Source organism: Thermus antranikianii DSM 12462 (assembly GCF_000423905.1).
Taxonomy (GTDB): domain Bacteria; phylum Deinococcota; class Deinococci; order Deinococcales; family Thermaceae; genus Thermus; species Thermus antranikianii.
This window is the reverse complement of the sequence record NZ_AUIW01000001.1, coordinates 47709-69167: the sequence shown is the minus strand read 5'-3', so window position 1 is coordinate 69167 and position 21459 is coordinate 47709. Positions and strand designations below refer to the sequence as shown.

The following is a 21459-nucleotide window of genomic DNA, read 5'->3' as shown; positions in this document are numbered from 1 at the left end:
GAAAGGGGGAAGCCATGTTCCCAAGCACCATGATGGACGAGGAGCTGAACCTTTGGGACTTCCTGGAGAGGGCAGCGGCGCTTTTCGGGAGGAAAGAGGTGGTCTCCCGCCTCCACACCGGGGAGATCCACCGCACCACCTACGCCGAGGTTTACCGGCGGGCGAAGCGGCTCATGAGGGGGCTTAGGGCCCTCGGGGTAGGGGAGGGGGACCGGGTGGCCACGTTGGGCTTCAACCACTTCCGCCACCTCGAGGCCTACTTCGCCGTGCCCGGCATGGGGGCCGTGCTCCACACCGCCAACCCCCGCCTGAGCCCCAAGGAGATCGCCTACATCCTGAACCACGCCGAGGACAAGGTCCTCCTCTTTGACCCGAACCTCCTTTCCCTGGTGGAGGCCCTCCGCCCGGAACTGAAGACCGTGCGCCACTTCGTGGTCATGGACGAGAAGGCCCCCGAGGGGTACCTGGCCTACGAGGAGATTTTGGGAGAGGAGGCGGAGCCCCACCGGGTCCCCGAGCGGGCTGCCTGCGGCATGGCCTACACCACGGGGACCACCGGCCTACCCAAGGGGGTGGTGTACAGCCACCGGGCCCTGGTCCTCCACTCCTTGGCGGCCAGCCTCTTTGACGGCACGGCCCTTTCGGAAAGGGACGTGGTCCTTCCCGTGGTGCCCATGTTCCACGTGAACGCCTGGTGCCTCCCTTACGCCGCCACCCTGGTGGGGGCCAAACAGGTCCTGCCGGGGCCCCGCCTAGATCCCACCTCCTTGGTGGAGCTCTTTGACGGGGAGGGGGTCACCTTCACCGCCGGGGTGCCCACGGTGTGGCTCGCCTTGGCGGACCACCTGGAAAGCACCGGCCACCGCCTGCGGACCCTGAGGCGGTTGGTGGTGGGGGGTAGCGCCGCCCCCAAAAGCCTCATCGCCCGCTTTGAGAGGATGGGGATAGAGGTGCGCCAGGGCTACGGCCTCACGGAAACCTCCCCGGTGGTGGTGCAGAACTTCATCAAGAGCCACCTGGAGGGCCTCCCGGAAGAGGAGAAGCTCACCCTCAAGGCCAAGACCGGCCTCCCCATCCCCCTGGTGCGCCTACGGGTGGCGGACGAGGAGGGCCGCCCCGTGCCCCGGGACGGGAAGCGCATGGGGGAGATCCAGCTCAGGGGCCCTTGGATTACCCGGGGCTACTACCAAAACGAGGAGGCGAGCCAAAGGGCCCTCACCGCCGACGGGTGGTTCCGCACGGGGGACATGGCCGTGTGGGACGAGGAGGGCTACGTGGAGATCAAGGACCGGCTCAAGGACCTCATCAAGTCGGGCGGGGAGTGGATCTCCAGCGTGGACTTGGAAAACGCCCTCATGGGCCACCCCAAGGTGAAGGAGGCGGCGGTGGTGGCCATCCCCCACCCCAAGTGGCAGGAGAGGCCCCTGGCGGTGGTGGTGCCGAGGGGCGAGGCGCCAACCCCTGAGGAGCTTGGCGCCCACCTCCTCCAGGCGGGCTTTGCCAAGTGGCAGCTTCCCGACGCCTACGTGTTCGTGGAGGAGATTCCTAGGACGAGCGCCGGCAAGTTCCTGAAGCGGGCCCTTAGGGAGCGGTACAAGGACTACTACGGGGGTGTCTGATGTTTTTGGAGCAATTTCGCTTGGATGGCAAGGCGGCCTTGGTGACGGGGGGCTCCCGGGGGCTTGGCCTCGAGGCGGCCCTGGCCCTCAAGGAGGCGGGGGCCAAGGTGGCGGTGATGGCCCGGCGGGCAAGCTTCTTTGAAGAGGCCCGCAAGCACCTGGGGGAGGATGCCCTCTACCTGGAAGGGGACGTGCGGGACGAGGCCCGCCTGGAGGAGCTTTGCGACCAGGTGGAACGGGAGCTCGGCCCCCTCACGGTCTTGGTGAACGCCGCCGGCATCAGCTGGGGTGCGCCCTCCCTGGAGATGCCCGTGGAAAAGGTGCGGGAGGTCCTGGAGGTGAACCTGGTGGGGGCCTTTTTGGCGAGCCGCGCCGCCGCCAAGCGCATGAAGGAAAGGGGCTACGGCAAGATCATCCACATCGCCTCCGTGGCCGGCCTTAAGGGGGAGTACCCCGAGGTCCTGGACGCCGTGGGCTACTCTGCCTCCAAGGGTGGGCTTGTAGCCCTTACCCGGGACCTGGCGGTGAAATGGGGGCGGTGGGGCATCCGGGTGAACGCCCTGGCCCCTGGGTTTTTCCCCACCCGCATGACGGAAAAGGTCCTGCCCAAGGCCGAGCCTCTCCTAAGGGCTACCTTGCCCTTGGGCCGGGCGGGGAGGCCCGGGGAGCTCGGGGGGGCGGTGCTCTTCCTGGCAAGCCCCGCCTCGGACTACATCACGGGGGTGGTCCTGCCCGTGGACGGCGGGGCCACGGCCCTTTAGAGGTCGGGAAGCCTTTGGGCCGCTTCCTTGAGCCTTTCCCGGGAGGCGTGGAGGTAGATCTGGGTGGTGGCGATGGACTCGTGGCCCAAGAGGTCCTTCACGGCATCCAGCTCCACGCCCACCTCCACCAACAAGGTGGCGTAGGCGTGGCGGAGCTTGTGCGGGGTGAAGCGCCTGGGATCCAGGCCCGCCCTTAGGGCCGCCTCCCGGAACCTAGCCTCCACGTACCGGGCGGAGGGAACCCTGCCCCGGTGCCTTCCCTGAGTGAAAGTGAAAATACTCACATTACCCTGGGGTGGCCCCAACTCCAGAAGCACCTCCCGGGCGGTCCTGGAAAGGGGCACCAGCCTTTCCTTGTTCCCCTTACCCACCACCCGGATGGCCACGGGAACCGAGCCCTCGAGGATCACGTTCCGGCCCTTCAGGGAAAGGGCCTCGGAGATGCGAAGCCCCGTGCCGTAGAGGAAGCGGGCCAGGCGGCTGAGGAGCCTAGCCTCCTTTTCGGCTTCCAGAGCCTCGAGGAAACGCTTGAGCTCCTCCGGAGCGGGGTGCAAGGGGAGCCTGCGCCCGGCCTTAGGGCGGCCGATGCCCTCCGTGGGATCGGACACGGCTTCTCCCTTGACCTGGGCCAGGTAGCGGTAGTAGCTGCGGAGGGCCGCTAAGAACCCCTGCACCCTCCTTGGGGCCCAGCGCTCCTTGAGGAGGAGCGCCCGGACCGCCTCGGGGCCCGGGGTGAAATCCTCTTCCTGGAGGAAACGGAACCAGAGGGCCAGGTCCTGGAGGTAGCGGCGCACCCCCCTAGGGGAGTACCCTCGCTCCAAAAGGAGGTATTCGGCATAGGGGGCCAGGGGTTGAAGGGCCTTCTCGGGCTTTTTAATGCCGAGGGATTTCCAAATAAGAGCGGGTTCCACGGGGGTAGTATAACATATGCGCGAAATGTACCTTTCGCGAATGAAGAGCCGGAGTCAAACCCCCACCCCGCGAAAGCCAGGGTAGGGTCGTATAAACTCTTCCGTGGTAGCTACCAAGGGTGCTCTTAACTTTCGCAAGCCCGGCAGGAAAGCAGCAGGTCCCGGCTGTAGGCTTGGGCCACGCTGGCGCTGAACTGGTAGTAAAGGGCCTTGAGCCCACCTCTCCAGGCGTGCAGGTACAGCTCGTTCACGTCCTTGGGCGGAGCCTCGGGGTGGATGACCAGGTTGAGGGACTGGCCCTGGTCGATGTACTTCTGCCGGGCGATGGCCAGGTTGACCAGGGTCTTTTGGGAAATCTCGGAAAAGGTCTTGAACACGTCCTTCTCCTCGTCGGAAAGGAAGTCTAGGTGTTGTACCGAGCCATTCCTCTCCAGGATGCTCCGCCACACTTTTTCCTCGTTCTTTCCCTTTGCTTGGAGAAGCTCCTCCAAAAAGGGATTCTTGAAGGCGATTCGGGCCTTTTGCAGGTCCTTGAGGTAGTAGTTGCTGGTGTAGGGCTCGATGGAGGGGGAAACCTGCCCCAGGATGAAGGAGCTGCTCTTGGTGGGGGCGATGGCCAGGAGGGTGGCGTTCCGCCTTTCCATTAGGTCGGCCAGTTCGTCCTCCGGATGGCGCTTCCTAAGCCAGCGGCTCGCCTCCTCCGCCTTTTCCCGGATGGTCTTGAAGATGAGGTTGTTAAGGAAAAGGGCCTCCGCGCTCTCCAGGGGAATCCCCTTGGACTGGAGGTAGCTGTGCCAGCCCAAAACCCCGATCCCGATGGCCCGGTACCGCTTGGCGAAGCGTACCGCCCGCTCCATGTAGGGGATGCCCTCCGCCTTCTCGATGAAGTCGTCCAGCACGGAGTCCAGGAAGATGGTGAGGGTTTCCACGGCGTCTGTGTCCTTCCACTCGTCGAAGTGGAGGAGGTTTAGGGAGGAGAGGCAGCACACGAAGCTTTCCTCAGGGCTCGAAGGGAGCATGATCTCGGTGCAGAGGTTGCTGGCATGAATCGTCTTCCCCAGCTTCTTGAAGACCTCCGGGGCCTGGCGGTTGGCGTTGTCCCGGAAGAAGATGTAGGGGATCCCCACCTCGGCGCGGCTTTTGAGTACCTTAGCCCACCTTTCCCGTTTCTCCCTGTCCCCGGCGATGGCCTCCTCTAGCCAGGCATCCCCCACGGAAACCCCCCAGAAGAGGGACTGGATCTCCCCTCCTTCCCGCTGGATCTTGAGCCACTCCTCGAAGTCCGGGTGCTCGATAGGGAGGTAGGCGGCGCACTGCCCCCGCCGGGTGGAACCCTGGTTGAACACCTCGATCACCCGGTCGAAGAGCGAAGCGAAGGCGTAGGAACCGTTGCTTTCCCCGTTGTCCCGGATGGGGGCCCCCCTGGGGCGGAGGGCCCCCAGGTAAACAGAGGTGCCCCCACCCTGTTTGCTCATCATGCCGATCTCCGCCACCGCCCTCAGGATGGAGGCGGTGTCGTCCTCCACGTAGGTGCCGTAGCAGGAGATGGGGAGACCCCGCTTGAGGCCGTAGTTGGCCCAGATGGGGGTGGCGAGGGAGTACCAGCCCCGGGCCACGTACTCCTGGAACTTGCGGGAGAAGCCCTCGATGCGGGTCAGGGCCTCCGCCCGGTCTGCGATCTCCTTCACCCTCTCCTCCACCGTCACCCCAGGGAGAAGGTAGCCCCGGCTCATGTAGAGCCTCGTCCATTCATTGGCCCAGTACCAGGGCCGGTATTCCCGCTTGGTCTTGGTCATCCTTCCCTCCTAGAAAAGGCTTTCCGGGTCGTAGCTCTGCACCCTGCGGGCGTAGGCCACGCTCCTCTTGTTGAAGAAGTCCACTTCCTTGTCCGCCAAAAGCTCCAGGTCAAACCACTCCGTATCCCTTAGGCACTCCTTCCGCACGGGGAAGGGCGCGGGCAGGCCGTGGAGGGAAAGAACCTGGTTGTACCGCCACTTAAGGAACTCCAGGACCTCCTCTCCCCTCACCGCCTCGGTGTCCCCCCGGGCGAAGATCCACTCCAAAAGGGCCTCCTCCGTGCGAAAGAAGGCCTCTACCCTATCCAGGGCCTCCTCGGTAAAGGAGGGCCCGAAGAGGTCCGGCCGCTCTTCCCTAAGGATCCTGAGGAGCTCTACCCCAAAGAGGCCGTGCAGGTTTTCCTCCTTACTGGTGGCCTCGATGGCGTTGGAGATCCCCTTGAAGCGCCCAAGGCGCTTGTTCAGGGCCATAAGCACGTAGAACTGGGAGAAAAGGGAGGCGTGTTCGGTGAAGGCGGAAAAGAGAAGGAGGGCGAGGGCGTGTCCCCTCAGGTCGCCTCGGAAGGCGGACCCCAGGACCTCGGTTAAGTGGCGGTGCCGTTCCCTTAAGGCGGTCTCCTCCTCCAAGGCCCGGGCAAAGCGGTCCTCGAGGGCCAGGAGATCCAAAAGGTGGGCGTAGGCGTTGGCGTGACGCACTTCGCTCTCGGCGAAGGTCATGCCCACCTCGGCCACCTCTGGCTTCGGGAAGACCTCGTAGGTTCGGGCCCAGAAGAGCTTCACGGAAAGCTCCACCTGGGAGATAGCAAGAAGGGAGCGCTCCACCAACGAGCGCACCTCAGGACCCGCCAGGGCGTAGTCCTGGACGTCTGCCGCATAGCTGAACTCCGTGTGGAGCCAGTAGCTGTGCCGGATGGCGTCCCGGTAGGCTAAAAGCCTCGGATACTCGTAGGGACGGTAGTGGGGCCTAGGATCCGTGAGCATGGCTCCCTCCAAAGGCCTTCCGAAGCCTCTTGGCTGCTTCCACCATGTTCTTGAGGTTGGCCAGGGCCTCCTCGGGCTTCCGGGTCTTAAGACCACAGTCCGGGTTCACCCATAGCCTTTCCGCAGGCAGGTACCGGAGGTAGGCTTGAAGGCGAGTAAGGATTTCCTCCGCCGGAACCTCCAGGGGGGAGTGGACGTCAAAGGCTCCGGGGCCCAGGCCTAGGGAAAGCCCTGTGAGGGTTTGGAGAAAGCTGGGGTCTTGCCTTGCTCCCTCAAGGCTCACCACATCCGGGTCCATGACCTCCAGGAAGGGGCGCAAGGCGGCGTAATCGGAGTAGCAGAGGTGGAGGTGCACCTGGACCTCCGGCGGAAGCTCCCCCACTACCCGCAGGAAGGCCTCCCCCACCAGGGCTAAATACCCAGGGCGCTCCTTTGCCTTCAAAGGGAGCTTCTCCAGAAGCGCCGGCTCGTCCACCTGCACCACCCGGATTCCGTGGGAAGCCACTTCCTTTACCTCCTCCCGCAGGGCCTCCGCCAGGGCGATTACCGCTTCTCTGAACTCCACCCCCTGGGGTAGGTAGCTCCAGGCAGCCAGGGTGATGGGTCCCGTAAGGATGGCCTTTACCGGTTTAGGGGTGAGGCTTTGGGCGAACAGGGTTTCCCTAAGGACCAAAGGCTCCCTCCGGCGGGGCGGGGCGAAGAGGATGGGTGGGCGCCAGACGCGGCTCCCGTAGGAGAGGACGAAACCCTTCTGGGTGGGATAGAAGCCTTCTAAACGCTCCGCGAAAAACTCCACCATATCGCTGCGCTCGGGCTCTCCGTGGACCAAAACGTCCAGGCCCAGTTCCTCTTGGAGGCGGATGTTCGCCCGGATGGCTTCCTGGATGTGCAGCCAGTAGGCCGTCTGGTCAAGAGCCCTGGAGCGCAATCTTTTCCGGAAGTCGCGAAGCTCCTTGGTCTGGGGGAAGCTTCCTATGGTGGTGGTGGGGAAAAGGGGAAGGGCCAGGTTCTGCTGGGCTTTGGAGCGCTCTTCCCTGGGTGGCCTCGAGGCCGGCACTGGGGAGGGGCGGAAGTCCCAAGGCGGGGGTGGGGTGTACCAGGCCCGGGCTTGTGCGAAGGCAGTTTCCTCCTCAGGCGAGGGCGGTGATTCCTGGGAGGTGGTCCGCGTTAGGAGGATGGCCTTCAACAGGGCAAGCTCCTTAAGTCGCTCTCGGGCAAAGGCCAACCGGCCTGCCAAGGCTCCGGGCAAAGGTTCCGCTACTTCCCACGGCAGGTGGTACAAGGGTGCTTTGGGAGCCACCCACACCTCCTGCCCGGTCTCTGCCAGAGGCGATAGAACCTCCCCAAGGGCAAGGAGGTTGGTGCGCCACACCCCAAGACCCTCCACCACCTCCACCACCAGGGCTGTGCCCTTGGGTACTTGGGGTAAGGACACCCCTGGGGCCAGGATTACCCCTAAACCGCGAAGGGGAAGGGTGGCCAGGGCCTCAACCACCCTTGGGGCGGGGGGTAGGTAGTAGGGCAGGAGGACCAAGGAAACCTCCTGCGCTAAGGTACCGTAGAAGGCCAGAAGGTGGGGGAGGTCCTCCTCTGCCCCATCCAACCCCAAGGCGGGTTCTTGGAGGAGCACGGTTCTTCCCCTGACCGGCTGGACCAGCTCCACGTAAGCTTCCGTTAGGGCTTCCAGGTGTGCTCCCAGGCGATCCGGGGGGTTTTGCGCCATGCGCAGAAGGGTGTAGGGTCCGAGCAGGGTCGGGAGCCCCTCCTTCAAAGCCTGGTTCCGGCCTACGGGATAGGGTAGGCCCCAGCCCGGCTGGGGGGTATACCGGGGCCTCTCTGGCAAGCGTGGAACCAAGTAGTGGTAGTTGGTGCCGAACCACTTTCGGAGGGGCAGGGCTTCCTTGCCCCGGGCCAGGGCGTAGTAGCCCTCCAGGTCCCCGGGATCCAGGGGGTAAAGGCCCAAGGCCACCGCCAAGTCCAGCATGGGGTCATAAAGGCTCAGCTCGCCCGCCGGGTAAAGGTCCACCTGTTCCCGGTAGGTGGCGAGCCTTAGGGCCTCGAGAGCCTCCAGGCCCTCGAGAAAATCCTCCCGCGATATGGAACCTGACCAGAAGCCCTCCAGAAGCCTTTTGTATTCCCGGTTAGGACCGAGCCGTGGAAGACCGTAAGCCAGCGTACGGATCATTCCTTCCCCTCCAGAGGTGGCACGGGAACAGGGCGCCCCTCCCCATCCACCGCTACCAGCACGAATCCGCCCTTAGCCGCCAAATAGGCTTCCTTACCTGGCTCAATGGGTTCCACCCACATCTCCACCTCGACCCGCATGGAGGTGCGGCCCACCCCCACCACCCGGGCCACCAGCTCCACAATGGAGCCCAGGGGTACGGGGCGCTTGAAGTCCACCGCATCCGAGTGCACCGTCACCACCTTGCGCCTGGCGTGGCGGGTTGCAGCCACGAAGGCTGCCTGGTCCATCCAGGCCATGGCGGTGCCGCCAAAAAGGGTCCCGTAATGGTTGGTTTCCCCAGGGAAAACTGGGTAGACCATGCGCGTTTCCTTCACCACGGACCTCCGAGGGCCGCCTTCGGGCCCGTAAAAGCTAGGCCATCCCTTCTACCTGCCCAAGGGAATAACCCCCTGCTGGGCAAGATCTTGCCTAAGGTTGTCTGGCCCAAGGATCTTGGGCCACCGGGTTCTGGGGGGTTAGGAATCTAAGGTCCCACAGGCATCACCACCTTCACCCTTGCCTCGAGGGCTACGGGGTAGGACCGCGAAGCGGGTACTCGGGCTTCCGGACAGAGCCGGTTACCGTTGCGGGACAGCGCCGGACTTTCACCGGACTTCCCCCACCGCCTGCTGGCGTCCAGGCCTGTCGGCCTGGCATCGCGGCCGGGACACCCTAAGTTTTGGGTGTCCTACCCAGGAGGCTACAACTTGTTGGGGTAAACCGTCAATACCCTACGTTGGTTTTTCCGGCTGCTCCCTCGGAGACCTTTGTGGTGTGATCCATTACAGGGGCTTGAGCCGCCGAAGCACCTCTCGCCAAGGGGCGGTGAAAACACCCACGGCGTAGTCCCCTACCCCACCCACGAAAACCAATTCGTCCCCGTGCAGGAAGAGGCCGTTACCGTACAAGGTAAATGGCCGGTCCCCGTACGTTTCCACAAGACCCTGAGGGGCCAAAAGGTAGGAGGACAGAGCAAGAAGTTCACCGTCGCCGGAAAGCAATGCGAAACCGTGGCGATAGGACAAGTCCCAGCGGAGGATGCCGTGGTAGGCCACTAGATAGGTACCATCCCCCACGGGATAGGCGTTGGTGGACCACCCCACCTTGAACTCAAAGGACTCTGGGGCCAGGATGGGTTCCAGCTGGTCGATGGAGAGGTTGTTCCAATCCAACCGCCCTCGCCAACCGAGGTCTGGAACTCCGGGAAGGCTGGGCCTTAGAAGAACGGCATTCCCCTGGAGTAACGTGGCCCCCTTAGCCGGCAAAAGGAGGCTCTTTCCTGCCGGGCCTATTCGCACCAATCCCTTGCGCCGGAGCTTTAGGTCCGGATCGAACTCGGCCAGGGCCAAGGCTGGGAAAAAGACATCCTTGTGGTCGGTGAGGCGGGCTTCACCCAACTTGCCCACGCCGGTATAGAAGAGGAGGAAGCCTGCACCCCAGGTGTGGGCCCGGGGATCCTCGCATCCCCTCGAGGCCTCCCAGACTTCGGTTGGGTAAAGGACGATCTCCACCGACAAAGGGTCAGGCAACTGACCGGCGAGCAGGTCTTCCAGGGGAAGGGCCACGTACCCCACGCTGGAGGCGTAGCCGTAGTAATCGAAGATCAGGCGGACAAAAAGGTGCACCACTCCGTCCCTGTACACCGCCCCGGGGTTAAATACCGCCAAGGGCTTTCGCCTCAAGTGGTTCACCACCTCTACCCGCTCCGGGGAAAGGTAAAAGCGCCGGGCAAACACGTCCTCCGTGTGCTCAGCTCGGGAGCCTGGCCTTTGGGCCAAAAACGTTTCCGCCTTGGCCCTCAGGGTTTCTTCCAAGTCGGATATTCCCATGCCCCTATCCTAGCGGGCCAACGTTGGCTTGACGGGGGGTAGGGGGTGGGTTAAGCTGGGGGAAACGTTTACGATAATGACCAAGAAGAGGCTGACTATAAGGGAAATCGCTAGGTTTGCAAACGTTTCCGTAGGTACCGTGAGCCGAGTCCTCAATGGCCGGCCTGGGGTTAGCCCGGAAACCCGGGCCCGGGTGTTAGAGGTGGTTCGTACCCAGGGTTTTGTTCCCAATGCCGCTGCCAGGGAACTGGTAGGGCAATCCACGGCCGTTGGCCTTCTTCTGGCCCCAGGAGTGCGGCGCTACACACCCTACTTCACCCTTCTGCTGGAAGCCCTCTCCGAGGAGGTCTGGCGCCTGGGTTTGCGGGTAATGGAGGTCGCCACGGATGCCCGCGGCCTGCCTTTAGAGAAGGCCAGGGCGTACCTCTTACTGGGCGCGCATGACCACGACCCCCGTATCGAGACCCTACGAAAGGACAACGTACCCTTTGTGCTCATCGGCAGTTATCCGGGAACCTTCTGGGTAGCCCCGGACGATGAGGACGGGGGCTACAAGGCTACCCGCCACCTGTTGGAACTGGGTCACCGGGACATTGCTCACCTCACGGGGCACTTGCATCACCAGGCGGGAAGGGAGCGGCTTCTTGGGTACAAGAGGGCCCTTCTGGAAGCGGGGCTAAGGTTACGCCCGAAGCTGATTCTGGACGGCAACTTTGATGCCCTTCATGCCTACCGGGCGGTGAGGCGGGCATGGGAAGGGGGCTTGCGCTTCTCGGCTCTTTTTGCCGCCTCCGACGAGATGGCCCTGGGGGCCTGGGCTGCTTTGGAGGATTTGGGCCTTCATGTTCCTGCTGACGTGAGCCTGGTGGGATACGACGACCTTCCCGAGGTAGGGGAAAGGCTCACCACCATCCATCAGGACATTCCCACCATTGCCCGCGAGGCGGTAAGGCTTCTCCGGGAAGCCCTGCAGGGAAAGAGCCCGTATGGGAAGCGGGTGCCTGTTCATCTGGTTCCCAGGGGTTCTACGGCGCGAAGGGAGGTGGAATAGGGAAAGGATCTCTCACCCGATCGGCTTCAGGCTATAGGCTTTAGGCAGACTGGTAAAGGAGGAAGGGTATGCTAAGAATTTTGGTTGTCTTTGTGGCCATGCTCGGGCTGGCCTTGGCCCAGACCCAGGTACGTATTTCTGGCTGGGGCGGTACGGACATCGCAATTGTCAACGGCCTTCTCAAAGAAGTGGTTCAGCCTAAGCTGGACCGGGAAGGGATACGCGTTATCTACCAACCCATCGAAGGCGACTACACGCAGTGGCTTTTCAATGCCCTCTCCGCTGGCACAGCCCCCGACCTCTTCTATGTGGACATCTTCTGGGCGGAGAGCCTTTTTGCCACGGGAAGGGTAGAGCCCCTGGACGCCCACTTTAGCAAACAGGAAGTGGGCGAGTTCCTCCCCAACTTGGTCCAGGCCTTCACGTACCGGGGGAAGCTCTACGGAATCCCCAAGGACTTCAACACCTTGGCCTTGGTCTTCAACAAGGACCTTTTCGATGAGGCCAAGGTCCTCTACCCGAATCAGCAGGATACCTGGGAGACCTTTGAAGCCAAGATCCGTCAGGTGCAGTCTCGGTTGAAGGATGTGGCGGGGATATGCTTGGTGGCAGACTTTGCTCGCTTTGGAGCCTTTGCCTTTGCCACCGGTTGGAAGCCCTTTGACGAGAAGGGGCACTCGGTCCTGGACCAGCACTTCCGGCGGGCCTTCGAGTGGTACACCGGCCTCATCCGGCGAGGTGCTGCAAAGTTTGCCCAGGACCTGGGTGAAGGCTGGACCGGAGGGTGCTTCGGTAGCGAGAAGGCTGCCACAGCCCTCGAGGGAGCTTGGATCGCAGGATTCCTAAGGGACAAGGCCCCCAACCTGAGGTACGGCACCACCTTCCTGCCCCTGGATCCTGTCACCAGGAAGCGCGGAAACTTCATCTTCACCGTTTCCTGGAGCCTTAACGCGGCCAGCACCAACAAGGCAGCGGCGGTTAAGGTTTTAAAGGCTCTCACCTCCCCTGAGGCCCAGCAGTGGGTGCTGGAACGTGGCCTCGCCATCCCCAGCCGCCGCGCTCTGGCCAACAACCCCTACTTCCAACGCCCCACCAAGGAGTCGGAACTGAACCGGGTGGTCTTCCAGGGTTCTACTGCGCAAGGAGGGAATGTTTACCCCTTCAGCTTCCGGGGGTTCGGCGGTGACTGGATGAGGCCCATCAACGAAGCGATCCAGGCGGTGATCGGCGGGCAAAAGAGCGTGGATCAAGCCATAAGGGATGCCCAGGCCGCATTGGATCGCCTTACGGGCAGAAGGTGATCGTCAAGGGGGGCGGCTAAGCCGCCCCCCTTAAGGGAACCCCTATGCGTTTCAAGGCGCGGACCCTCGAGGGCTTTTACGCCCTTCTCCTCCTCTTCCCCTTTGTTTTTACCTTAGCGGTCTTCTTCCTCTACGCCTTTCTACGCACTTTATTTTTTAGCTTCTCCGACTACGACCTCTTCAAGCCACCCCAGTGGGTGGGCCTGAGGAACTATCTACGCCTATTTCAAGACCCCCTTTTCCTGACCGCCTTAAAGCACACCTTAGCTTACAGCGGGATCGTCACCAGCCTTCAAACAGCCCTGGCCCTTCTTCTGGCCCTATCCCTGAATCGACCTTTGAGGGGCGTTACTTTTTTCCGCACCGTTTATTACCTTCCTTCTGTGGTCTCTACCGCTGCAGCGAGCCTTCTCCTCCTTTGGCTATTCCAGCGCACCGGCGTGGTAAACCAGGGGCTGTCCCTTATGCTCAGCTACCTGCCCCACCTCCTAATCGGGGCGGGGCTCTTTGCCCTTTTGCAGGGCCTACAGGCGTTCTGGCGAAGGCGACAGGGATTCCCCACCCCCTTCTGGGACCCCGGTCTGGCCCTAGCTTCCCTTGCCTTGGCCCTCCTCGGGATGTACGCCCTGGGGCACTTGGGTTGGCCTCCTGCTCGGGAGGTCCAGGTGGACATTCCCTGGTTTACCAGCCGGGCCACCCTCTTAGGTCTCCCCTACCCCCTCTGGGCCATCATCCTCATGAACACCTACACCACCATCCCTACCTTCATGGTCATCTTCCTGGCAGGGCTTAAAGGCATCCCCAGAAGCCTTTACGAAGCGGCTGCCCTGGACGGTGCCTCTTCTTGGACGATGTTCTGGCGTATCACCCTACCCCTTCTGAGACCGGTTCTCTTTTTGGTCATCACCCTGGGCCTCATCGGCACCCTGCAGCTCTTTGACCAGGTGCTCTTCGTAGGGGGTGCAGGGGGTGCGCCCTTGGAGAGTACCATCACCCTGGCCTACTACGTGTACGGAAACGTCTTCCCCGCCGGGGCCTCGCCCCGGGTAGGCCTGGCCTCGGCTGCCGCCTTGGTCCTGGCGGTGCTTACCCTGGCCATCGTACTTCTTCAACGACGCTTTGGCGTGGGGGAAAGGGGGTGGTCCTAGTGGCCCCCTTGCGCATATGGACCAGGCTGGCGTGGGTTTACGGGCTACTGCTGGCCTTTGGAGTATTCTTCATCGGTCCCTTCGTTATGGGCTTCCTGGCCAGCCTCAAGGCCAATCCCCTGGAGTGGCCCTTTACCCTGCGCTTTGCTCAGGTGAATCCTAAAAACTGGACGGCAGCCTGGCGCCTCGGTTGGGAGGGCGCAGGAAACCCATGGTTGGGCGGCATGGCGCCGGGCAGGTCTCTCGCGTTCGATGTGGCCTACTTCAGCCCTGGAGGGCAGGAGCCCGAGGTCCTGGCGGTGATTCCTCGCAGAAGGCCGGGAGCCGGCATGGGAGCGGTGTTTGAGGCTCCCTATGCTGCCGACTACGTGCGCCTCGAGGGACCCGAGCTGGTGGAGGTTAGGGCGGCCACCTTGGGGGATCAGGAGGGGACCGTTTTTCGCTATCGGCTACGCCTGATTTACCCGGGGGAAGGTCCCTTTCTGGAGCGGGTGCCTTTAGACCTTGAAACGCCGCGCGGAGTGGTCCTAGTGGGGGCAACCCTGGATCCCACCCGGCTGGAGCGGCGGGGACGGGTGGCCAGCTGGGATAACGTTGTTCCTGGGCTTCTGGGCTATGTCTTTCACAGCTACGTGCGGGCCTTCCGGGAAACCCGGAGTCTGGAAACAGGAGAAAGCCTCTTCCTCCGCTGGACGTTGAATTCCTTCCTCCTTGCCTCGGTGAAGGTTCTGACCACCTTGGTGTTCGCCTCCATGGCGGGCTACGCCCTGGCCAGGCTGCGATTTCCCGGCAAGCAACCTCTCTTTTTGTTCATGCTCTTTTCCATGATGGTACCGGCGCAGGTAACCTTTATTTCCAACTACCTGGTCCTCCGGGACGGGATATTCGGCCTTTCTAAGCTTTTTGGTGTGGATACCCTCCTCAACACCTATACTGGCTTGGTCTTATCCGGACTGGTGGGTGCAGGGGCAGTCTTTATCATGAGGCAGTTCTTCGAGTCCATCCCTCGGGAGGTAGAAGAGGCGGCTCTCATTGATGGCGCTACTCCGGTACAGACCCTGTTCCGCATTGTGCTGCCCATGTCCACGCCCGCCCTGGGAGCCCTGGCGATCCTGACCTTCCAGGGAGCTTGGAACGAGTTCTTCTGGCCTTTTGTGGTCCTTACCAGCCCCCGGGACATCTACACCTTGCCCTTAGGACTGCTTTCCTTTCGCAATGCCTACGGTCAGGTGGGTGACTGGGGGCTGATCCTGGCAGGGGGATTCTTCTCCATGATCCCGGTCTTGGTGCTTTTCATGGTCTTCCAGCGCTATTTTGTGGAGGGGCCCAGCCTGGGTGCCCTGAGGGAGTAGCCATGGTGCCTCTCAAGGAGGACGACACCTACCTGGTACTGAACGAAGAGGGTTTTGCTGAGGAGGGGGCGGAGGGGTTTTACCGGCACGACACTCGCTTCCTTTCCCGTTACCGCCTTCTATTGCCCCAAGGCCTAGTGCTCTTGGAAAGCCGCTCCCCAAGGCCCGATCACCTGGTTCAGGACTGGGCCCGTTTTCGTGGTCCAGAAGGGGAGCTCTACCTGCGCCGCCTCTTGCGGGTTCATCGGGGGAAAGTGGAGGAGCGGTTAAGCTTCCTAAACCTTTCCCCTGAGCCTGAGGAAGTGCGGGTGGAGGTGCAGGCCCAGGGCGAGTTCTCCGATCTTTTCCAGGCCCGGGGATGGCACCCGAGGGTGGGAAACGGCATGGGTTTTCTCTACCGGGCCGCGGATGGAGTGGAGCAGCGGGTGGTGTTTGTTCCTGAGCCGCCGGAGGGAGGTTTTCGTCTGTACCTACCCCCCAGGGGAATTGGGGAGGTGGGTTGGGAGGTACGGTTGGAAAGTCCCCTCGAGGCTCCGGGCTCCCTACCCGGGTACGAGGAGTTCCTCGAGGCCTTTCCTCAAGGAGAGGGTTCCTGGGAAGGTCCTTTGCGCCAGGCCCTCTTGGACCTCAGGGCCCTCCTCCTTTCCACCCCCCAGGGGCCTGTACCTGCTGCCGGAATTCCCTGGTTTGTGGCCCCATTCGGCCGGGATAGCCTCATCACTGCCTTCATGATCCTCCCTTGGGGAAAGGGAGTGGCCCAGGGAGTTCTCCGCTACCTGGCCGCAAGGCAGGGGGCGGTTTTTGACCCATGGCGGGAGGAGGAGCCGGGAAAAATCCTGCACGAGGTGCGGATTGGAGAGCTTTCCCGTACCCACCAGGTACCCTTTTTCCGGTACTACGGCACCGTAGACGCCACTCCCCTCTTCCTCATTCTTCTGGGCCGGTACCTGGATTTGGTAGGGGACCTAGCCCTGATTCGGGAGCTTCGGCCACAGTGGGAGGCTGCCCTGGCCTGGTTGGATCAAGCGGATCTGGATGGGGATGGGCTTTTGGAGTTTCAGCCAAGCGGCACAGGCCTGGCCATTCAAGCCTGGAAGGATTCCCATGATTCCATGAGCCACCGGGATGGCCGCTTGGCCGAGCCTCCTTTGGCGGTGAGCGAGGTGCAGGGATACGCCTACGCTGCCTACCTGGAAGGAGCAAAGCTCTACCAGGTTCTAGGGGAAAAGGATAAAGCCAAGCGTTTACTGGAACGTGCAGAAGGTCTTTTCCGCATCATTCAGGAAAAGCTTTGGCTTCCCGAGCTTTCCACCTACGCCCTGGCCTTGGACCGTTATAAAGAGCCTCTTAAGGTCAAGGCTTCCAACGCTGGCCATCTTCTCTGGGCTGGGGCCGTCCCTAGGGAAGTCCTGCCCGAATTGCTGGAAACCTTGTTCTCCGAGGAATTGTGGTCGGGCTGGGGAATACGCACCTTGGGTGCCCGAGAGGTGCGTTATAACCCTCTCTCCTACCACAACGGTTCAGTATGGCCCCACGACACGGCGCTTTTGGCGGGGGGATTGTTTCGATACGGCTTCCGGGAAGAAGGCCAGAAGGTGGTCAAAGCGCTTTTGGACCTGGCCCTCTCCCAACCTGACATGCGCCTGCCCGAACTCGTAGGGGGGTTTCCCAGAGAGGAAGGCTTGCCTCCGGTTCCCTATCCCGTGGCTTGCAGGCCCCAGGCATGGGATGCGGCAGCGGTGGTGTACCTGTATGCCTTGGAAAGGGGTTGGCGTGAGTGGTAGGTGGTGGTGTGTGTGGTTTGTGTACGCTTTCACGATGAAAATAGCTTGTGCTAATTATCTCCTCCCTACCACACCAAGGCCAACCCCTCCGCCCTAGGATCCGAACCCGCCACCAACACCTCACCCTGACGCAGGATCACCTGGCCCCGCCCAAAGTATCCGGGCTCCATCCCGTACTCCACCCGGTGGCCCAGGTCCCGCAGGAGCAAGGCCGTGGCCTGCGGAATCCCCGGTTCCAGCACCACCCGGTCCTCCCCTCCCCTACCCGGCACCACCTGCCACCGCGGCCGGTCCAGCGCCGCCTGGGGGTTCAAGCCAAAGTTCGTCAGGCCCACCACCACCTGCAGGTGTCCCTGGGGCTGCATATAGCCCCCCATCACCCCAAAGGGGCCCAGCGCCTTGCCCTCCCGGGTGAGAAATCCCGGGATGATGGTGTGGTAGGGCCGTTTACCCGGTCCCACCCGGTTGGGGTGGCCCTCCTCCAGGGAAAAGCCTAGTCCCCGGTTCTGCAAGGCAATCCCCGTTTCCGGGATCAGGATCCCCGAGCCGAAACCCTGGTAGTTGGACTGGATGAGGGAGACCATGAGTTCCCCGTCCGCCGCCGCCAGGTAGACGGTTCCCTCGGGTCTCACCCCAGGGAGGGCCTGGGGCAGGGCTCGTTCCCCGATGAGTTTTCGGCGGGAGGCCACGTATTCGGGGGAAAGCAGGGCCTGGGGAGGCTTCTCCAGGTACCGGGGGTCGGCCACGTAGCGGAAGGCGTCCGCCAGGGCCAGGCGCATGGCCTCGATCTGCAGGTGATAGCTGAAGGGGTCTTCCGGTCTGAGTTCGAAGCCCTCCAGAATGGCCAGGGCCAACAACGTAGCGATTCCCTGCCCGTTGGGCGGCAGTTCGTGGACGGTAAGGCCCCGGTACTCCAGGGAGAGGGGTTCCACCCACTCCGCTTCGTGGGCCCTGAGGTCCTCCAGGCTGAGGAGGCCTCCCGTGGCCTCGCTGAACCCCGCCATGGCCTCAGCCAATCTCCCCCGGTAAAAGCTTTCCCCGTAGGTATGGGCGATCTCCCGCAAGGTCTTGGCGTGTCCCGGGCTTCGCCACACCTCCCCGGCCCGGGGGGCCCTTCCTTGGGGAAAAAAGGTTTCCTGGAAAGGCCGGAATTCCGGGCCCTTGAGGGGAAGGTAAATCCCTTCCGCCCTGCGCCAGGCCCGGGCCGTCTCCGGTCCCACGGGGAAGCCCTCCTCCGCGTAGCGGATGGCGGGGGAAAGAACCTCGGGGAACGGTAGCCTGCCGAAGCGCTCGTGCAAAGCCCGCCACCCCGAGACCGCTCCGGGCACCGTCACCGGGAGCCAGCCCCTCTCCGGCATTCCCCCCTCGGGAATCCGCTCGGGGGTCAGGCTTAAGGGGCTTTTCCCAGAAGCGTTCAGCCCGTGGAGCCGTCCATCCCACACCATGGCAAAAAGGTCGCCCCCGATCCCATTGCTGGTGGGCTCTACCACCGTGAGGGTGGCCGCCATGGCGATGGCCGCATCCACCGCGTTTCCCCCCTTAAGCAGCATCTCCATCCCCGCCAAAGCCGCCAGGGGTTGGCTGGTGGCCACCGCCCCACGCCGGCCAAGAACCACATAACGCCGGGAAGGGTAAGGATAATGGGTAAGGTCCATACCGCCCTCCCCGGCAAGTCTACCTCGTAACCGGGTACGTAGCGCTAAGCCCCTAAGCCCGGGGGCCCTTCGAAGCTCTAGGAGAATTCCCGTTCAAGCTCCTTAAGCCGCTCGGCAATGCCCGTGTACTCCAGCTCCTCCATGGGCAACATGGCGGGGCCGTAAAATCCCTGGCGGCGCATTTCCTGAGCTTTTTCCACCACCTTGGCCCGCACCGTATCCCACACCGGATCCGCAAAGAGATCCACAGGCTCAGAGAAGCGACCCTCCTTGAGGGAAAAGGCCAGCCCGCACACCATGGGCACGCAGAAAAAGGTAGAAGCGGGAGTGTTGGCCTTGACGGGCATGAGGGGCAGGTGGTGGCTTCCCCGGGTATCCCCGGCCACGAAGGGTGCCAGGGCAAAGGGTGGACCGAACTCCTCCGTTGCTGGGAAGATTTTCTGGGTGCGGATGATGGCCACGGGATCGTCTTTACCCACGTAGCGCCCGGCAATGTTCCGCAAGCGCGTGGTGCTCACCACCGCGGCTATCTCCCCATAGCGCCGGGACCAAATGGACTCTATCCCAAAGCGGTGGGAGTCCCTAAGTAAGGCGGCTATGTCATAAAGCCTTTCGGGAGCATCCAGAACAATGTAGCTATCCCTCTCCGTCTGGGCTAGGTCCATAATGCGGAAACGGAAACCCGGACGCAACTCCGAGGAGAGCAAGAGGCCGGAGGAGTACATGGGGTCGGCGAAGACCAGGTATAGGGGGAGGTTGAAGGCCCCGGGCTCGGTCTTATCGGCGGCCAGGACCATAAAGGGCTCAGCGGGCCGCTCCTCGAATTCCATCTCCGCCACCTGGGGTCCCAGGCCATGGAGGTTACCGGAGAAGGCATCCTTCAAAAGATCCTGCCCGGCCCCATAAAGACCCTCCTCCTTGGCCACCTGGGTGCCTTCCCGGAAGGCTTTCCAGGCCAGCTCGTGGATGGCTGCGTTTCGAATGCCGTGGATATGCGAGAAGAGGAGGACAATGTCGTCCCCAATATGGAACACGTGGGCGTCCAAGAGCAAACGGCCCACCTCCTCCCGTACCACCTCCTCCACCTTGGTCAACACCCTGCGGCTGGGCAAGGTGTGGCCTCCGATGGAACCGATGTCGGCCTTGAGGACACTAAGGGTAATCTTCATAAGCTCCCCCCTCGCTTTCCATATTTCCACATTTATGTTCCGGTTCGCAACCCACACCCACCTAGCCGCACCAAAATCCTTGGAAATATGGAAGAGTCCTCGAAGCCATCTTGACTATCCACCTCTCCAGGGGTAGAGTGTACTTACCGACCGGTCGGTGAGATATGGGAACCGCCACACGCGACCGCATCCTGGAAGAAGCCGCCCGGCTTTTTACGGAAAGAGGCTACGAGGCGACCAGTGTCCAAGATCTGGCCGAGGCGCTGGGCCTCTCTAAGGCGGCGTTGTACCACCATTTTCGGAGCAAGGAGGAGGTCCTCTACGAGATCAGCCTGCAGGCCTTGGAAGGCCTTCGCCGCCAAGGAGAAAAGGCCCTATCCGAACCCAACCCCAAGGTAGCCCTTCTGCGCTTCATGGAAGGCCATGCCCGTTTCTTTGAGGAGAACCGGCCTTTTTTCGTGGCCATGCTTCAGGGCCTGCAGAGTCTCTCTCCCGACAAGAGAGCCCTCACCATCTCCCTACGCGACCGGTACGAGGGCATGCTCCGAAGCATCCTGGAGCGGGGCATGGAAATGGGGGTCTTCCGCCCCCTGGATGTGAGCCTCACAGCCCGGGCCATCCTCTCCCTCCTCAACTGGATGATCCGCTGGTTCCGCCCGGGCGGGCCCTTGCGGGCGGAGGAGGTAGCCAGGTTCTACTTCGATCTCATCCTTAGGGGGTTAGAAAATGGAGATTCCCGAGCACAAGGAAATTCGACAGCTAGCTAGGCGCTTTCTGGAAGAAGCAGGTCCTGCTTTGGCGGAGTACGAGGCCCAGGAAGCCTTTCCTTGGCCCCTGGTGAAGCGGATGGGGGAGCTGGGCTTCCTGGGGGTATTCGTGCCCGAGGAGCTGGGAGGAGCTGGCCTGGACTTTTGGGCCTACATCGCCCTTCTGGAGGAGCTTGGGGGCTACGCTTCGCTGCGCTCCATCCTTTCCGTGCAGCAAAGCCTGGTCCTCACCCCTCTCCTCACCTACGGCACCCCTGAGCAGAAGAAGCGCTACATCCCCCGCCTGGCCCGGGGGGAGATCCTAGGGGCCTACGGCCTGACCGAGCCTGAGGCGGGCTCAGATGCAGGAAGCCTCCGCACCCGGGCTCACCGGGAGGGCGATCACTATGTGCTGGAAGGACAGAAGACCTTCATCTCCCACGCCAACGTGGCCCAGGTGTTCCTCATCTTCGCCAAAACCGATCCAGAGAAGGGCAGCAGGGGCATTACCGCCTTCCTGGTGGAACGGGAGGACGGAGTACGCACCACGCCGTTAAAGGGGAAACTGGGGCTTAGGGCTGCGGACACGGGTATGATCTTCCTGGAGGGGGTGCGCATACCCAAGGACAGGGTTTTGGGAGAGGAGGGACAGGGCTTCAAAATCGCCCTTTCCACCCTGGATACCGGCCGGGTTTCCCTGGCGGCGGGAGCGGTGGGGCTGATGCAAAGGGCCTTGGACCTATCCCTACGCTACGCCAAGGAAAGGCACCAGTTTGGAAGGCCCATCGCCAGCTTTCAGCTAGTACAGGCGCATCTGGCCCAGATGAAGCTGGACCTCGAGGCAAGCCGCCTCCTCACCTACCAGGCGGTGGCCAAGAAGCTTAAGGGGGAGCGGTATACCCTCGAGGCCAGCATGGCCAAGCTCTTTGCTTCCGAAGCTGCCAACCGCGTGGCCTACCGGGCTATCCAGGTCCACGGGGGCTACGGCTTCTTCGAGGAGTACGAGGTGGCCCGGCTTTATCGGGATGCCCGCATCCTCACCCTTTACGAGGGAACCAGCGAGGTGCAGACCCTGGTGATCGGAGCCCACCTCACCGGGATCAAAGCTTTTGGAGAAGGCTAAGGAGGT

Annotated in this window: 17 protein-coding genes and 1 riboswitch; of the genes, 9 read left to right on the top strand and 8 right to left on the bottom strand. The window is 62.5% G+C overall.

Annotated elements, in window-relative coordinates:
* Positions 1-14 precede the first annotated feature (14 nt).
* Positions 15-1619, top strand: a complete 1605-nt coding sequence (locus tag G584_RS0100350; protein ID WP_028492834.1) for a long-chain fatty acid--CoA ligase — start codon at positions 15-17, stop codon at positions 1617-1619.
* The gene (locus tag G584_RS0100345; RefSeq protein WP_028492833.1) at positions 1619-2380 is read left to right on the top strand and encodes an SDR family oxidoreductase; all 762 of its coding nucleotides are present in this window, start codon (positions 1619-1621) and stop codon (positions 2378-2380) included. Before G584_RS0100350 ends, G584_RS0100345 begins: the two co-directional genes overlap by 1 nt.
* Here the strand turns inward: G584_RS0100345 and G584_RS0100340 are convergent.
* The 6 genes from G584_RS0100340 to G584_RS0100315 all read right to left on the bottom strand — a co-directional run bounded on the left by G584_RS0100340 (position 2377) and on the right by G584_RS0100315 (position 10124).
* Positions 2377-3291, bottom strand: coding sequence for a tyrosine-type recombinase/integrase (locus G584_RS0100340; protein ID WP_028492832.1), 915 nt, complete (start codon positions 3289-3291; stop codon positions 2377-2379). The genes G584_RS0100345 and G584_RS0100340 overlap by 4 nt on opposite strands.
* A 125-nt stretch (positions 3292-3416) precedes the next feature.
* Entirely contained in the window at positions 3417-5087 is a 1671-nt protein-coding gene (locus G584_RS0100335) for a ribonucleoside-diphosphate reductase subunit alpha (protein ID WP_028492831.1), read from the bottom strand.
* 9 nt (positions 5088-5096) lie between these two features.
* Complete coding sequence (locus G584_RS0100330) at positions 5097-6068, bottom strand: ribonucleotide-diphosphate reductase subunit beta (protein WP_028492830.1); 972 nt, start codon at positions 6066-6068, stop codon at positions 5097-5099.
* Positions 6052-8253, bottom strand: a complete 2202-nt coding sequence (gene metE, locus G584_RS0100325; protein WP_028492829.1) for a 5-methyltetrahydropteroyltriglutamate--homocysteine S-methyltransferase — start codon at positions 8251-8253, stop codon at positions 6052-6054. Before metE ends, G584_RS0100330 begins: the two co-directional genes overlap by 17 nt.
* Positions 8250-8615: an acyl-CoA thioesterase gene (locus tag G584_RS0100320; protein ID WP_038050602.1), complete on the bottom strand. Its 366-nt coding sequence runs from the start codon at positions 8613-8615 to the stop codon at positions 8250-8252. Before G584_RS0100320 ends, metE begins: the two co-directional genes overlap by 4 nt.
* A 210-nt stretch (positions 8616-8825) precedes the next feature.
* A riboswitch (cobalamin riboswitch) is annotated at positions 8826-8977 on the bottom strand.
* 100 nt (positions 8978-9077) lie between these two features.
* A complete protein-coding gene (locus G584_RS0100315) occupies positions 9078-10124 on the bottom strand; it encodes a glycoside hydrolase family 130 protein (RefSeq protein WP_028492827.1) in 1047 nt (348 codons plus the stop codon).
* A gap of 76 nt (positions 10125-10200) precedes the next feature.
* Between G584_RS0100315 and G584_RS0100310 the strand changes: the two genes are divergently transcribed.
* The 5 genes from G584_RS0100310 to G584_RS0100290 all read left to right on the top strand — a co-directional run bounded on the left by G584_RS0100310 (position 10201) and on the right by G584_RS0100290 (position 16760).
* Positions 10201-11175, top strand: a complete 975-nt coding sequence (locus G584_RS0100310; protein WP_028492826.1) for a LacI family DNA-binding transcriptional regulator — start codon at positions 10201-10203, stop codon at positions 11173-11175.
* 68 nt (positions 11176-11243) lie between these two features.
* Positions 11244-12476, top strand: coding sequence for an ABC transporter substrate-binding protein (locus G584_RS0100305; RefSeq protein WP_028492825.1), 1233 nt, complete (start codon positions 11244-11246; stop codon positions 12474-12476).
* A gap of 44 nt (positions 12477-12520) precedes the next feature.
* On the top strand, positions 12521-13624 hold the full coding sequence (locus G584_RS0100300; RefSeq protein WP_028492824.1) for a carbohydrate ABC transporter permease: 1104 nt from the start codon (positions 12521-12523) through the stop codon (positions 13622-13624).
* Entirely contained in the window at positions 13624-14976 is a 1353-nt protein-coding gene (locus G584_RS0100295; protein ID WP_028492823.1) for a carbohydrate ABC transporter permease, read from the top strand. The genes G584_RS0100300 and G584_RS0100295 overlap by 1 nt, the downstream gene beginning before the upstream one ends.
* A 2-nt stretch (positions 14977-14978) precedes the next feature.
* Positions 14979-16760, top strand: a complete 1782-nt coding sequence (locus G584_RS0100290; RefSeq protein WP_028492822.1) for a glycogen debranching N-terminal domain-containing protein — start codon at positions 14979-14981, stop codon at positions 16758-16760.
* Between the two features lie 65 nt (positions 16761-16825).
* Here the strand turns inward: G584_RS0100290 and G584_RS0100285 are convergent, their stop codons facing one another.
* Both G584_RS0100285 and fbp read right to left on the bottom strand, forming a co-directional pair.
* On the bottom strand, positions 16826-18415 hold the full coding sequence (locus tag G584_RS0100285) for a gamma-glutamyltransferase family protein (protein WP_028492821.1): 1590 nt from the start codon (positions 18413-18415) through the stop codon (positions 16826-16828).
* 77 nt (positions 18416-18492) lie between these two features.
* Positions 18493-19584 (bottom strand): fructose-1,6-bisphosphate aldolase/phosphatase, encoded by a 1092-nt coding sequence (gene fbp / locus G584_RS0100280; RefSeq protein ID WP_028492820.1) that lies wholly within the window; start codon positions 19582-19584, stop codon positions 18493-18495.
* A 164-nt stretch (positions 19585-19748) separates the two neighbouring features.
* Here fbp and G584_RS0100275 point away from each other — a divergent pair, with 164 nt between their 5' ends.
* Both G584_RS0100275 and G584_RS0100270 read left to right on the top strand, forming a co-directional pair.
* Positions 19749-20351 (top strand): TetR/AcrR family transcriptional regulator, encoded by a 603-nt coding sequence (locus G584_RS0100275; RefSeq protein WP_028492819.1) that lies wholly within the window; start codon positions 19749-19751, stop codon positions 20349-20351.
* Positions 20311-21453, top strand: a complete 1143-nt coding sequence (locus G584_RS0100270; protein WP_028492818.1) for an acyl-CoA dehydrogenase family protein — start codon at positions 20311-20313, stop codon at positions 21451-21453. Before G584_RS0100275 ends, G584_RS0100270 begins: the two co-directional genes overlap by 41 nt.
* Positions 21454-21459: the final 6 nt, after the last annotated feature.

Excerpts from the sequence above, each read along its gene's own strand:
- G584_RS0100350 (WP_028492834.1), top strand. The coding sequence starts at position 15 with ATGTTCCCAAGCACCATGATGGACGAGGAGCTGAACCTTTGGGACTTC.
- G584_RS0100345 (WP_028492833.1), top strand. The coding sequence starts at position 1,619 with ATGTTTTTGGAGCAATTTCGCTTGGATGGCAAGGCGGCCTTGGTGACG.
- G584_RS0100335 (WP_028492831.1), bottom strand. The coding sequence starts at position 5,087 with ATGACCAAGACCAAGCGGGAATACCGGCCCTGGTACTGGGCCAATGAA.
- G584_RS0100330 (WP_028492830.1), bottom strand. The coding sequence starts at position 6,068 with ATGCTCACGGATCCTAGGCCCCACTACCGTCCCTACGAGTATCCGAGG.
- metE (WP_028492829.1), bottom strand. The coding sequence starts at position 8,253 with ATGATCCGTACGCTGGCTTACGGTCTTCCACGGCTCGGTCCTAACCGG.
- G584_RS0100320 (WP_038050602.1), bottom strand. The coding sequence starts at position 8,615 with ATGGTCTACCCAGTTTTCCCTGGGGAAACCAACCATTACGGGACCCTT.
- G584_RS0100315 (WP_028492827.1), bottom strand. The coding sequence starts at position 10,124 with ATGGGAATATCCGACTTGGAAGAAACCCTGAGGGCCAAGGCGGAAACG.
- G584_RS0100310 (WP_028492826.1), top strand. The coding sequence starts at position 10,201 with ATGACCAAGAAGAGGCTGACTATAAGGGAAATCGCTAGGTTTGCAAAC.
- G584_RS0100305 (WP_028492825.1), top strand. The coding sequence starts at position 11,244 with ATGCTAAGAATTTTGGTTGTCTTTGTGGCCATGCTCGGGCTGGCCTTG.
- G584_RS0100300 (WP_028492824.1), top strand. The coding sequence starts at position 12,521 with ATGCGTTTCAAGGCGCGGACCCTCGAGGGCTTTTACGCCCTTCTCCTC.
- G584_RS0100290 (WP_028492822.1), top strand. The coding sequence starts at position 14,979 with ATGGTGCCTCTCAAGGAGGACGACACCTACCTGGTACTGAACGAAGAG.
- G584_RS0100285 (WP_028492821.1), bottom strand. The coding sequence starts at position 18,415 with ATGGACCTTACCCATTATCCTTACCCTTCCCGGCGTTATGTGGTTCTT.
- fbp (WP_028492820.1), bottom strand. The coding sequence starts at position 19,584 with ATGAAGATTACCCTTAGTGTCCTCAAGGCCGACATCGGTTCCATCGGA.
- G584_RS0100275 (WP_028492819.1), top strand. The coding sequence starts at position 19,749 with ATGGGAACCGCCACACGCGACCGCATCCTGGAAGAAGCCGCCCGGCTT.
- G584_RS0100270 (WP_028492818.1), top strand. The coding sequence starts at position 20,311 with ATGGAGATTCCCGAGCACAAGGAAATTCGACAGCTAGCTAGGCGCTTT.